The 12,129-nt window shown below is 35.1% G+C and carries 12 protein-coding genes and 1 riboswitch; of the genes, 3 read left to right on the forward strand and 9 right to left on the reverse strand.

The annotated features are described in order from the left end of the window. Positions 1-36 precede the first annotated feature (36 nt). From thiE to ESZ47_RS04685, 7 genes are all read right to left on the reverse strand, one after another. Positions 37-684: a thiamine phosphate synthase gene (thiE, locus tag ESZ47_RS04655; protein WP_148605193.1), complete on the reverse strand. Its 648-nt coding sequence runs from the start codon at positions 682-684 to the stop codon at positions 37-39. Then, positions 677-1,510 carry a bifunctional hydroxymethylpyrimidine kinase/phosphomethylpyrimidine kinase gene (gene thiD, locus ESZ47_RS04660; RefSeq protein ID WP_148605195.1) on the reverse strand — a complete coding sequence of 278 codons (834 nt, stop codon included), beginning with the start codon at positions 1,508-1,510 and terminating at the stop codon, positions 677-679. The genes thiE and thiD overlap by 8 nt, the downstream gene beginning before the upstream one ends. Continuing rightward, positions 1,503-2,282, reverse strand: a complete 780-nt coding sequence (gene thiM, locus ESZ47_RS04665) for a hydroxyethylthiazole kinase (RefSeq protein WP_148605197.1) — start codon at positions 2,280-2,282, stop codon at positions 1,503-1,505. Before thiM ends, thiD begins: the two co-directional genes overlap by 8 nt. 126 nt (positions 2,283-2,408) lie before the next feature. After that, positions 2,409-2,497: riboswitch (TPP riboswitch) on the reverse strand. A 72-nt stretch (positions 2,498-2,569) separates the two neighbouring features. Further along, positions 2,570-3,076 (reverse strand): hypothetical protein, encoded by a 507-nt coding sequence (locus ESZ47_RS04670; RefSeq protein ID WP_148605199.1) that lies wholly within the window; start codon positions 3,074-3,076, stop codon positions 2,570-2,572. Then, complete coding sequence (locus tag ESZ47_RS04675) at positions 3,073-3,363, reverse strand: hypothetical protein (RefSeq protein ID WP_148605201.1); 291 nt, start codon at positions 3,361-3,363, stop codon at positions 3,073-3,075. The genes ESZ47_RS04670 and ESZ47_RS04675 overlap by 4 nt, the downstream gene beginning before the upstream one ends. Beyond that, positions 3,360-4,517 (reverse strand): vWA domain-containing protein, encoded by a 1,158-nt coding sequence (locus ESZ47_RS04680; protein ID WP_148605202.1) that lies wholly within the window; start codon positions 4,515-4,517, stop codon positions 3,360-3,362. Before ESZ47_RS04680 ends, ESZ47_RS04675 begins: the two co-directional genes overlap by 4 nt. After that, positions 4,514-5,665, reverse strand: coding sequence for an AAA family ATPase (locus tag ESZ47_RS04685; RefSeq protein ID WP_148605204.1), 1,152 nt, complete (start codon positions 5,663-5,665; stop codon positions 4,514-4,516). The genes ESZ47_RS04680 and ESZ47_RS04685 overlap by 4 nt, the downstream gene beginning before the upstream one ends. 120 nt (positions 5,666-5,785) lie before the next feature. On the opposite strand from ESZ47_RS04685, the gene ESZ47_RS04690 reads away from it, so the two are divergent. The 3 genes from ESZ47_RS04690 to greA all read left to right on the forward strand — a co-directional run bounded on the left by ESZ47_RS04690 (position 5,786) and on the right by greA (position 9,635). Continuing rightward, complete coding sequence (locus ESZ47_RS04690) at positions 5,786-6,403, forward strand: SDR family oxidoreductase (protein ID WP_148605206.1); 618 nt, start codon at positions 5,786-5,788, stop codon at positions 6,401-6,403. 85 nt (positions 6,404-6,488) lie between these two features. Then, the gene (locus ESZ47_RS04695; protein ID WP_148605208.1) at positions 6,489-9,098 is read left to right on the forward strand and encodes a YfhO family protein; all 2,610 of its coding nucleotides are present in this window, start codon (positions 6,489-6,491) and stop codon (positions 9,096-9,098) included. A gap of 54 nt (positions 9,099-9,152) precedes the next feature. Beyond that, positions 9,153-9,635, forward strand: a complete 483-nt coding sequence (gene greA / locus ESZ47_RS04700) for a transcription elongation factor GreA (RefSeq protein ID WP_148605210.1) — start codon at positions 9,153-9,155, stop codon at positions 9,633-9,635. Positions 9,636-9,683: 48 nt separating this feature from the next. On the opposite strand, the gene ESZ47_RS04705 is transcribed toward greA, so the two are convergent. Next, positions 9,684-10,649, reverse strand: coding sequence for a GRP family sugar transporter (locus ESZ47_RS04705; protein WP_148605212.1), 966 nt, complete (start codon positions 10,647-10,649; stop codon positions 9,684-9,686). Between the two features lie 183 nt (positions 10,650-10,832). Continuing rightward, entirely contained in the window at positions 10,833-12,122 is a 1,290-nt protein-coding gene (locus ESZ47_RS04710) for an endolytic transglycosylase MltG (protein WP_148605214.1), read from the reverse strand. Positions 12,123-12,129: the final 7 nt, after the last annotated feature.

The raw sequence follows: 12,129 nt of genomic DNA on the forward strand, positions 1-12,129 counted from the left end.
AATTTGTGATTATAGCAACAATAAGGCTTGTGAAATTCACTTTTTATTTAAGAGTAATAGGTTCCAAAATTTAATTGTATCCCTCACATTTGAACTTTGACTAATCATCGAAATTACGGCGATACCGTTCACTTGAGTTGATATAATTGATGCTAAATTTTCTTCTGTAATTCCACCAATCGCCACACTTGGCCAATGGCTTTCTTGCACAATTGGTGCTAATCCAGTTAAGCCAATTGCTGGATTAGCATCTTCTTTACTTGTAGTGGAAAAAACTGGGCCAATACCAATATAGTCGATTCCTTGAATGTTTTTTATTTTTTTATATTCAGCCATTGATGATACAGATATGCCCACAAATAGAGGGCTTGCTGATTTAATATTTTCAACAATATTACCATCTTTTTGTCCAAAATGAACGCCATCGGCACCAATTTCATGAGCCAAAGATATATCGTCATCGATGACCAATGGTACATGATACTGGGCTGTTAATTGCCGTATTTTTTTAGCAACACGGACCTTTTCATGCCCTTTTAGTGCCCCATGGTCTTTTTCTCGATACTGAAAAAGTGTGATGCCACCTTGCAATGCCTCAGTTAAGACTTCGAAAAAATTCTCTTCATCATTGGTATTCTGTGTACCTAACACAAAATATTTTTCTAATGTCTTTGAACTAAACATTTGCTAATACCTCTGGATTGTTTACTTCAGTTACTTTTGCTTGATGGTTTAATGGTCCATGGCCATGGCCAACTTGAATACCATTTCTAATGGTTGCATCAACATATGCTTTAGCAGATATAATTGCCGTTTTCATGTCTTTTCCCAACGCTAATTGCGCAGTAATTGCTGCTGAAATTGTATCTCCAGTACCATGTGTTCTCTTAGTATCAACACGTGTACTTTTCATCCAAAAATGGTGTCCATCAGCTAGTAAAATGTAATCATATACATGTTTTGCAGAGGTATGCCCACCTTTTAATAAAACATTTTTAGCTCCCAATTTTTGTATTTTTAATGCTGCCTTCATCATATCTTGATGATCATTAATAGTTACGCCACTTAATACTTCTGCCTCAGGAATATTTGGCGTAATCAAGGTTGCTAAAGGCAATAATACTGATTTGACAGCAACAATAGCTTTATCATTTAACAAATGTGCACCACCTTTTGCAACCATCACTGGGTCTAAAATGTACGTACCAAATTCATTCATTTTTAAAAAATCAGCAACTTTTTCTACTGTAACTACGTCACCTAACATACCACTTTTAACAGCTGAGATTCTTAAATCATCAACTATTGATTGCAGCTGTGCGTGTATCATTTCAGGAGATATCATTAATACTTCCTGTACACCCAATGTATTTTGCGCTGTCAATGCCACAACAACATTAGCACCATAAACATGTTGCGCAGCAAAACTTTTCAAATCAGCACTAATACCCGCACCACCACTACTGTCTATACCTGCAATAGTTAAAACTTGTGGTGTTTCATTAGTCATGTTTTTTCACACTTTCATTAATAAACTGCTGTACTTCAGTCGCTTTAATCACAAATAGTTGATCAAGTAATTGACCCGAAAAATTTCCAGGTGTTTGCACTATATTAGTTGCTTTTTGCCCAGCTAATTTAAATGTAGCCATAGCACTAACAACATTTTCTACAGTTACATCTGTTGCTACAAAGGCACCAATTGTTGAAGATAGTGCATCACCAGTACCAACAATTGTGGATAATAACTGAATATTTACATCAAGTGTTTGCGTATGTTGGCCATCACTAACTACATCGCACGTGCCAGATAACGCAATGATTGCACCAGTAGCTTGCGCAGCTTTCTGAGCAATTTTTACTACATCACCATCCCCTGTAGCATCAATTCCTTGACTATCAAAAGTAACTTGTGCAAACCATGCAATTTCAGCTGCATTACCACGAATAATATCAACATGCCCATTTTTTAAAAGTTGCGTTATAGCATTTGCTCTAAAAGGCACTGATACAGCAACGGGATCTAATATTACTGGTTTTCCCATATCATAAGCAATTTGTGACAATTGAATGATATGATTAATCTCCTTTTCTTGTAATGTGCCTGTATTGATCACAACTGCATCGGCAATGGCTACTAAGTCTTCAAATTCTTTTGGCTCACGACTCATCAGTGGTGAAGCACCTATAACATTAATAGTGTTCGCCACAAATTGTGGTGTAACAAAATTAGCATAGGTAAGTACGAGCGGTGATTTTTTTCTGACATCTGCAACATTCATAATTCATTTCCTTTTCATGATTAATTTTTAAACAAGCATCTGAGACTCCCAGCTCAAGCAAAAAGCCGTTAACCAATCAAAAAAAGATTAGTTAACGGCTAAAAAAGTATATTGATACACTAAAATAGTTCGTTGTTATAATCTTCCTTCGTACGCATTATCGTCATCAGGTTCAATGGGTATTTCTCAGCCGTGTGGCACCCCAGATATTTATTTAATTCGTTTTCAGTGTACCTGAATTATGATAAATAATCAAGCAACTTAAAACTTGTGTCGCTGTTGATAAGTCATCCCCACCATTCCTTATCAAAATCACGCATCTTACTAGTTAAAGATAATTGTGTTGCATCTGTTACATGTTGATAAGTTGTAGTATATGGATTCTTCATTAAATCATTCATTTGTTGATAAACATTACTAGCCAAAAAAGTTGCTAGTTGCTCATGTGTCGACCAGAACGACCAAATCATGTACTCTGCTTTACCATTTTCATTTTGCGCCATAACCGAGTTACCGGTTAATAGTTTAGCAATCAATTCATTATTATTATTTTTCACTTGAAAAGCAATTTGGTGAATAATATTACCTTCTAAGTGACCATTTAGTTCCTTGATTTCAAAACCAAGAGGACGTTCAAATTGTGTTACAACTTCAGGTGCATCAAAAATAAGTACATTTGTACCAGCTAGCTGAGAAATTTTGCCCAGGTAAAAAACATTTTTAGGATGTTGATGTTGTAATGCTATCAATGTTGAAACTGATTGTTCTGGTGCTAAGACTAAATTAATTTTCATAAGAATGGCTCCTTTAATGATTGAATGACATCAGGTGATAAACGGTGAATGTTATGATGAATAAACTTTTGTACTCCTTTAAATGTTGCTAAATCGACATTTGTAGAAACTATTTTTGCACTAACTAATGCTCTAGCAAAAGAAATATCAGCTCTCGTAATCATTGTCATCCCCCAAGGCTCACTTAACAATAATGATTCCCACTGATCATGGAGCAATGCCTCTGCACGCCGAAATCTGTTATCCTTATCAATAAAGCTTTTAAGATCTTTTGGTTTCAATTTCATAAGGTTATGACCTTTCCGAAAGGTGCTAAAATACTTAGTTTTTTGCCTGCTGGTAACAACCAGTAGACTTGTTTAAATTTTGTTTGGATGATACTCTTTTCACCATCTCCATCCGTGAGAATAACAACCATGGTCTCTAATGGTGAATATTTCAAGAGAATCAATGTATCAAAGATAATTTGAAAGGTTGTCCCGCCACCAGCGTGTCGCTGCCAAAGTTTAATATTTTTAACTTCATGAACCTGGGTATCGAATGAAAAAATACGGATACGAGCGTCTATTTGCTTCGTAATTTGTCTAACATTAGCCAAGAATTCACTAGCCTGACGATTTGATATAGATGCTGAGTTGTCTATGAAAATAACAATACTCACACTATATTGACGAATTTCTCCTAACAAATCCAAGCGATAGGCTTGTCGTCGATTAAATCTAGCTCTAGAAGGATTCTTTTTATCAGGTGTTTGACTCAATCCCATTCGCAATAAACTTTTCCAATGACGTTTGGGTAAAATCACCTCGTTAAGTTGTTGCACAACTTGGCTAGCTACTTCTCCACGCCCAAAATATTTGGTATCTTCAGTTGCCTTTTTAATAACGCTTTTTAGTGCCGCCTTAGCCTCATCTAATGATTCATTAGCAGTTGTCCATGATACATGACTTGATCTATTGGGTTGGTTTTCTTTTTGATTGTTTTTTGTTGCTTCAGATAAAAGAGTGATATACGTAGCAGAATCTTGATATTCAGGTAATTTTAAGTGATATAGCTCATTAATTGTTTGAAACGTTATCGCATCAGGTATAGTATCCAAATCATTTGGTAAATATTGATTAACAGCTAAGTCTGTTCCTAAATCAACCATTTTATTATTTTGACGTATTTCTGCATAGCGTATAGGATGTTGCCAAATGATATGTAAAGCCTCATGTGACAATGCTGCAGCTACTTGATTGTGATTACGAAAGCGTATAGCTACTAATTCAGGATTAATCACCAAATACCATTGATGGTGTTGCCATCGTAAAGTTAAAGGATTAGGCTCATTATAATCTATTTCACGAACTAAATGCATCACAATATTGCCATATAAGGGTGAAACATCTAATAATGTCTTGATACCATCAATAATTAAATTGTTAGTTTCTAACTTCATCGTGTTGCAATGTCCATAATTTGCTGATACAAAACATTGGCATAATGATTCTCGGATGCATATAGGTCATCTAAAATTGGTGCACTCGTCATTTGCTTGACCAAAGCATATTGACCATCAGGAGCAATGAGATTTAATAATTCACCAAAACGGCCAACATTATTGTCTAGGCTCATATCAGCTGTTAACAATAATGTTTTCATCACATTAAGTTTCTGAATTTCCGAAAAACTTTCAAATTTATTTCTGATTTTCATTGGTAATTTTGCCCCTTTAGGTAGAGAATCAAAAACATCTGCTGCAGTTAGACTAGCTGTTTTTTCTTGAACAAAAGTTACAAATTGACTCGCACAGCTATCACCCAGATCACCGGCAACAATATCAAATAACAGCTCATCTTGTTGCTTTTTCGATAGTTCTTGTAATTGAAAAAGATTATCCGATACACGTTGCCATGCACGTGGGGTTGGATTCAGATCAATATCACGTGAAGTCGGATATAATAATGTTGCATTTTCGGCAATAAATTGACGAACTAAATTATGAATATTCGGTCGTTTTGCACCAAGAGCAGCCCACTCTAACCAATCAGGGACCGAAACAGACATGACCAAACGTGTCGTGCGATCTGTAATAGCCGCATCCGAAGTTTGAACAGCATATTCGGTATCTTCAAATCCTTGCATCGAATCATCTGGATTTTCTGCGAGAATTATTTTAACGTTGTCCGGCAAAATAATATCATTAATTTGTCGTTGCAAAACTAAATTCATTAATTCCCCTTGTACAGCTTGAGAACCTCTATTAAATTCATCCAAAAACCAGATAATCAATCGTTCTGGATTCAGTTCTGCCTGTTTGATGATTTGAATTAAGGTGTGTGTATACCCAAATTTAACATCAGCCAAGCGACCATAACTTTGCGTCTTTAAAAAAGATGATTCATTTAATGGTGGAATTGGGATGGCTAGATCACCTTTTTCAGATAAGGACACAACGGTAGTGAAAAGCTTAGCATCTAATTTATTTGCTATATCAGTGACCAGTGCGGACTTTCCAATACCGGCCTCACCGACAATATTAGGCACATTGCCACCACGAAGCACTAACGGGACCGCTACTAACAATTGTTGATAAGTTAAACTCATATATCCCCCACTGTTCATAAAAATTTTATTTAACCCTAAAATAGCTGTTGGTAAACTATTTTAAATACACTTAATATGTATATTCTACCGCAACACAAATAATCATGCTAAAATGAAAGCATGACAAAAAACATTTTAATTCTCGGTGCCAATGGTCAAATCGCTAAACTTGTAGTTGATACCTTGGCAAATTCCGATACAAATCTCACACTAACTTCACTTCACGCACGTCCCGAAAAACATATCAAAGCTCTTGATGCAACAGAAGAGAATAGCTTGGTGCATGCCTTAAAGGATATAGACATTGTCTATGCTAATATTGGAGCAGAAGGTCGCCAAAAAAATGTTGCGAATGCCCTAGTTAATGCAATGCACAAAACCGGTGTTAAACGCTTGATTTGGATAGCCACAATTGGGATCTACAATGAGCTACCGCCTCATACAGCTGATATTTGGCGCAACATTTTGGGTACAACTGATAATGAAAATACTTATATGGGTGATCAAGCTGCTGCCGCCAAACGAATTGAAAATTCTCAACTCGAATACACAATTATTCGGCCAAATGAACTAACTGATGACAATAAAATGCAGCAACTCAATGTACAAACAGAGCCTGATGAAATCATTGTTGGTCGTCCAATCACTAGAACTAGTGTTGCAGAGTTCATTTCACAGATTATATTAGATCCAAGCAAATATATTTCAACATCAGTTGCTATTTCTTCAACTAAATAATATGTTTTGAGCCAGAAATTTCACATGAATGAAATTTCTGGCTTTAATTTTCCTAAATTGATTGAAATTTGGTATGCTAATACTTATGAGACATAATTTAAAAAAATATACAATTTCACCACTAGCTCTAAGCTTTTGGATTCCTCTATTGGTCATGATGGGTTACTTTGTTTATCGCCATATGGCCCCATTCGGAGATAACTCAATTTTAACCGTTGATCTTGGACAACAATATATTGATCAATTTGCTGCATTCAAATATACGATACTACATCATCCAACTAGCTTTTTTTATTCATTTTCTAATGCCCTTGGTGGCGATATGTTAGGTGAATGGGCCTATTATTTAATGAGTCCTTTTAATTTAGTATTTTTGTTTGTCTCAAATGGCTACTTACCTGCCGCTATTCTATTAGTTACTTGCTTAAAATTTGGTTCTGCCGGCTTATCGATGGGCTATCTTTTGAAAAAATTGCATTTTCAGAAAGGATACTATATTCCTCTTTTTGCTATTAATTACGCTTTATCTGGTTGGTTTGTGGCTAATGATTTGAATTTACTATGGCTTGATACAGCAATTATGCTCCCTCTAGTAATTTATCAGTTAGAGCAAATATTTTATCGACATTCATGGTGGCGTTATAGTATTTTACTGGCAATTACAATTATAACTAATTATTATATTGGTTATATGGTCGCTATATTTATAATACTGTACTTTTTTTGGCGTTTAACGTGGCCAAATGTTGAACAACGCTTATTGATTACCTGGCACTTTATCATGGGATCTGTGATTGGTGGCGCACTTTCCGCATGGCTTATTTTACCTACCTATTTCCAATTAAAACTGGGTAAAGCACAATATAACTCTGAATTTTCGTTCAAGTTCGATAATAATCCTTTGCATTTACTGCTTAAATTAATACCTGGTAGCTTTGACTTTAATCAAATGCAAAATGGCCAAGCAAATTTTTATGTTAGTACCTTTATTCTTATTGCTTTAGTAACTTTTATGACGACTAGTGTTATTCATCGGCGTGTTAAGATAGGCGCCTTTTTCCTATTGGCATTCCTTATTGTAGCAACAACTTGGATTCCACTCAATCTATTGTTTCACGGTTTCCAATATCCGGTTTGGTATCCTTACCGTTTTAGCTTCTTAATCAGTTTTTTCGTGACTTACTTAGCAGCAATGAGCTGGTATCCGAACTGGTATCCAAAATTATCCACACGCATTCTATTGCTGAGTGTATTCTTTTTAATTACCATATACGGATTCGTTAATGACAAAAAAATAAGCTATATTGATAGCACAAGTATCGCCACATTTCTAGGGCTATCACTCTTAACATTTATACAGTTTACTTTTAAAATTCGTGATCGTCTTTGGTTGCCTATGCTTGCTACAATAACACTTGTATCACTTACTGCAAATGTAAGCCTAACACTTAATCATTTTTCATACCTTACAAATACAGAATATCAAAATACAATTAAAGCATTAACAGCAGCCACGAAAAAAATTAAAACTGATCGTTCCTGGTATCGTGTCGCACAAACATTTCAAAGAACACGTGGTGACTCAATGATGCTTGATTACTATGGCGGGGCTCACTTCAGTTCCGCCTTACCTAAATCTACACCTAATTTCTTTGGTAATTTTGGTCAGCCAGATGGTGACAACTATGTTGTGTATAGTAATGGTAGCTTGTTATCAGATGCCATTTTGGGAATGAAATACATCATTACACCTAATGACCAAGATAACGGAGATGCTGGTCAGCCTAGTCAACATTTAATTGGTTTTCGTCCAGATATTAAAAATTATACATTGAAGAAACAAACACAAACTACTAATATTTATCAAAATAACAACGCACTACCAATAGCTTTCGCTGCTAGTTCAGGTGTATTAAATACAAAGATGCTATTCAACAATCCATTACAAAATCAAGGTAATCTTTGGCAAGGAATCACAGGTGCAACTAGTTCAACTGTTCAAGTGGATAATTTTGAAAAATCAGTCGGATACAATCTTACGGCGCCTACTATGGTCACAGGAGCTGTTATCACACGGCAAGATACTACAAAACCCGCTAGTCTAGATTTACAATTTACACCTACAACAAACGATAGTTACTATCTAACGATTGGTAATAACTTAGACATCAAAAATTTTGACTTACTAATCAATGGCAAAGTAATTACACAGTTCAATACATACCGTCATACCGTTGTTGTTAACCTCGCTACCAAAGCTAAAGATAAACTACAGACCATTACATTTAGACTAAAAAATACGCAAACGTTGGCTTTAACAAACGTAACCCTCTATCATGTCGATAATCAACGTATTAGGCATGATTCCTCTAATTTGAAGCGTAATAGTTTAAAAATCACAAAACGCTCTGAACGACGTATTGAAGGCACAATTAAAACAACTAAAAAGAAGACATTGATCATGACAACTATCCCTTCAACCCCTGGATGGCGGGTAACAGTTGACGGAAAAATCGTAAAAACTAACAAAGTGGCTGATTATTTCATAGCTGTTAAAACAAAGCCAGGTCTTCATAAAATAACCTTTGTCTACACGCCACCTCTATTTTATTATGGTGCGTTACTTAGTCTGTTCGCTGCATTAATTTTATTGATAATTAATCGCAAATCTATTGCAAAAAAAATGCACACATGATATGCTTTTTCCGTTATATTTTGCGGAAAAAAGCGCAAATTGAAAGGAACATTTATGTCTGAAGAAAAAACTTATCCAATGACCGCAGAAGGTCGTGAAAAACTCCAATTGGAATTAGAAGACCTTATTGCTACACAACGTCCAGAAATTACCAAGCGTATCCAAATTGCAAGATCATATGGTGATTTATCAGAAAACTCAGAATATCAATCTGCTAAGGATGAACAAGCCTTTGTTGAAGGACGTATTCAAACATTAAAACAAATGATTGATAATGCTGAAATTATCGATTCTAACGCTACTGCTAAAGACGAAGTTTCTTTGGGAAAAACAGTAACATTCAAAGAATTACCAAACGAAGATCCTGAAACATATACAATTGTTGGGTCTGTTGAAGCTGACCCATTGGCTGGCAAAATATCTAATGAATCACCAATGGCTAATGCATTGATGGGCAAAAAGATTGGTGAAACCGTTGCTGTACCATTACCAAATGGCATTAGCATTGATGTTCAAATTATCAGTGTTACGAAATAATTATATGTAAAATAAAAACGTCTGATTATCAAGTCAGACGTTTTTATTTTATCCAAAACTATGAATATTGCCAATAATAATTGCACCAATAACAACAAGCACTGTACCCAAAACAATCAACTTCATTTGATAGCTTGACTTCTTTTCTCCTAAAATGTAAATACCACCAAACGTACCAACAATAATACCTAACTGTGAGAATGTAGTTGCAATTGTTTGACCAACATCAGGATTTGCTGCTGAGATAAACATAAAGATATTACCAGCAGCCCAAACCAAACCAGTTACGATATTACGCCATGTTGGTAGTTTAAACATAATGCTGGATTCTTTCAAGACAAAGGCAACAATTAAGAATGCACCAATAACTTGACCAATTGCTTGTGGACCGACAATGGCTGTCATATAATCAACACCATTTCCACTTGCCTTAACTGCATCAGATATATAACCAACCTTATTTAAGAAGTTTGGAAGAACAAAATAAAACATGAATCCAACAGTTGAAATAAGCAAATAAACAAATCCCTTAGTCCAATCTTTTGCTTGTGTCTGTTCTTCAATTCCTGTACTGTTTTTTGACTTATCACGTGCAGAAATCAATGTAGCACCAATTACAACTGTAACAATTGAAATTACACCAATTGCCCACATTTTACCGGTTTTCCATTCTCCCAAGACTGCTGCAGCCATTAATGCATTGGCCACTATTTGACCAGCAGTTGATAATGGGATGGCTAGTGAAACACCCAAATCCTTAATTGCCAAGAATTGCCCAGCTGTTCCAACAGCCCAAACTAGTCCTGACAAGATACCGACAACCCAAATATGACTACTTAATTCAATATGACGTGGCATGACAAAGAAAAACATTGTTGCTAATCCAAATATTAAGGCTCCAAATGTCATTCCTAAGGTTTGTTGCCCAGCTGTTCCACCCATCTTGGTATTAACAATTCCGACAGAACCCCATGCTAAGGCTGGTACTAAAGCCAGTAAAAGTGCTAAACTCATGCTAAATAATACTCCTTTTCCGTATGATGTTTTGTAAAACATCATTTTTTCACACTATTTATTGTACATTAATGAAACCGTTTACACAAGCCTTTTTTGTAATTTCTGTAAACGGTTTCAAAGGAAATATTATTTTATCAAATAAAAAGCTAACCACTCATGTAATTGAATGGTTAGCTTTTTTTATTTATCAAATCTTTGTAGATTCCATGTTTCAATTAAGTTTGTAATCAAAGTTGGGTAATTAATATCAGTCGCATATGAATCCTTATAGAGTGCCTTTGCCGCTTCTTTATAATTTTTAGCAGCCAAAACATCTTTAAATTGATCTGGATTCCAAGTATTCCCGTTAACCAATGTTTCAGCATGTTCTTTCATACTATCCTTCCAACTACTATAAACTGCAAAACGTGCTTTCTGAGTTTCTGCCTTACCATCAACATATTCAGTTGTTTCTAAGACAACTGACTTCCCAACTGTTTCGTCTTGTGTTTTAACCCCAAAATAGTTATTATACTTAGACGATAGCTTTGAATTATCCCAATTTGACTCATGTGCCGCTTGAGCAATTGATATGGATGCTAATATACCATATTTTTTACTTAAAGTTTGAGCATATGGTGAAATCTTATTGATAAAATTCAAACGATGCTCAAATTCGCTTTTCCCAGAAGTAGCCATTAAAGTAATCACAGCTGGCTTATTAATACCATCTGTATTTAGATCCTTATAATAGGGTTTTAGTTGTTTATCAGCAGTTGCTAATAATTTTACAATCAGATCAGTTATGTCATTAACTTTATTTAGGTCATAAGCTGCTGGATAAATATAATCAGCTAAACTATTTTTAGATGACATATTTTTTAATAAATCTGGATATTTAGCTTTCATCTTGGCAATCATTGACTTATCACTAAATGCTGAACGGACTTTAGATTCCGATAACTTACTTTCATTAGCAATATTTTTTGCTATAGCTGAATCCTCTTGTCCAGTAGCAACTAAAATATAACCTTTCCCTAGTTGTGGCCCAGCATTTGGCCCTAATGTCATTTGTTTAAAAATTAATTGTACAGTCTGTGAAGGGGATATTTTATAGGTACCTGCTTGTAAATCTTCTGCACCATGCTTTAAAGCATACTTATAAAAAGCCTGTGAACTTTTTATAACCTTTTGCTTTTCCAAAGACTTAGCCATCTGTGAAGGTGTCGACCCAGTTGGTATTTTAACCGTTTTAAAAGTGGTATCATCAGGGTCTAGTGCGGTAGTATTATCAGTTAATATCATCTTTAATCCGAAAAAAAGACCTGCTACAAAAAACAAGGACAATAAAATAAACAAAAGGCGATGATGTTTTTTATTTTTTTTCTTATGACCGCTGTTATTTCCTGAATCAGAAAATGGATCCAGTCCTTGCTCAATTGCCTCAGCATTTTTAATCTCATGCTGATGTTTTTCTTTTCTAGATTGCATCTCTAAT

Origin of the sequence: Leuconostoc litchii, from assembly GCF_008107645.1 — a bacterium.
Lineage (GTDB): Bacteria > Bacillota > Bacilli > Lactobacillales > Lactobacillaceae > Leuconostoc > Leuconostoc litchii.

Bases quoted from the DNA above. Each gene is read 5' to 3' on its own strand.
- thiE (WP_148605193.1), bottom strand. From the start codon at position 684: ATGTTTAGTTCAAAGACATTAGAAAAATATTTTGTGTTAGGTACACAG.
- thiD (WP_148605195.1), bottom strand. From the start codon at position 1,510: ATGACTAATGAAACACCACAAGTTTTAACTATTGCAGGTATAGACAGT.
- thiM (WP_148605197.1), bottom strand. From the start codon at position 2,282: ATGAATGTTGCAGATGTCAGAAAAAAATCACCGCTCGTACTTACCTAT.
- ESZ47_RS04670 (WP_148605199.1), bottom strand. From the start codon at position 3,076: ATGAAAATTAATTTAGTCTTAGCACCAGAACAATCAGTTTCAACATTG.
- ESZ47_RS04675 (WP_148605201.1), bottom strand. From the start codon at position 3,363: ATGAAATTGAAACCAAAAGATCTTAAAAGCTTTATTGATAAGGATAAC.
- ESZ47_RS04680 (WP_148605202.1), bottom strand. From the start codon at position 4,517: ATGAAGTTAGAAACTAACAATTTAATTATTGATGGTATCAAGACATTA.
- ESZ47_RS04685 (WP_148605204.1), bottom strand. From the start codon at position 5,665: ATGAGTTTAACTTATCAACAATTGTTAGTAGCGGTCCCGTTAGTGCTT.
- ESZ47_RS04690 (WP_148605206.1), top strand. From the start codon at position 5,786: ATGACAAAAAACATTTTAATTCTCGGTGCCAATGGTCAAATCGCTAAA.
- ESZ47_RS04695 (WP_148605208.1), top strand. From the start codon at position 6,489: ATGAGACATAATTTAAAAAAATATACAATTTCACCACTAGCTCTAAGC.
- greA (WP_148605210.1), top strand. From the start codon at position 9,153: ATGTCTGAAGAAAAAACTTATCCAATGACCGCAGAAGGTCGTGAAAAA.
- ESZ47_RS04705 (WP_148605212.1), bottom strand. From the start codon at position 10,649: ATGAGTTTAGCACTTTTACTGGCTTTAGTACCAGCCTTAGCATGGGGT.
- ESZ47_RS04710 (WP_148605214.1), bottom strand. From the start codon at position 12,122: ATGCAATCTAGAAAAGAAAAACATCAGCATGAGATTAAAAATGCTGAG.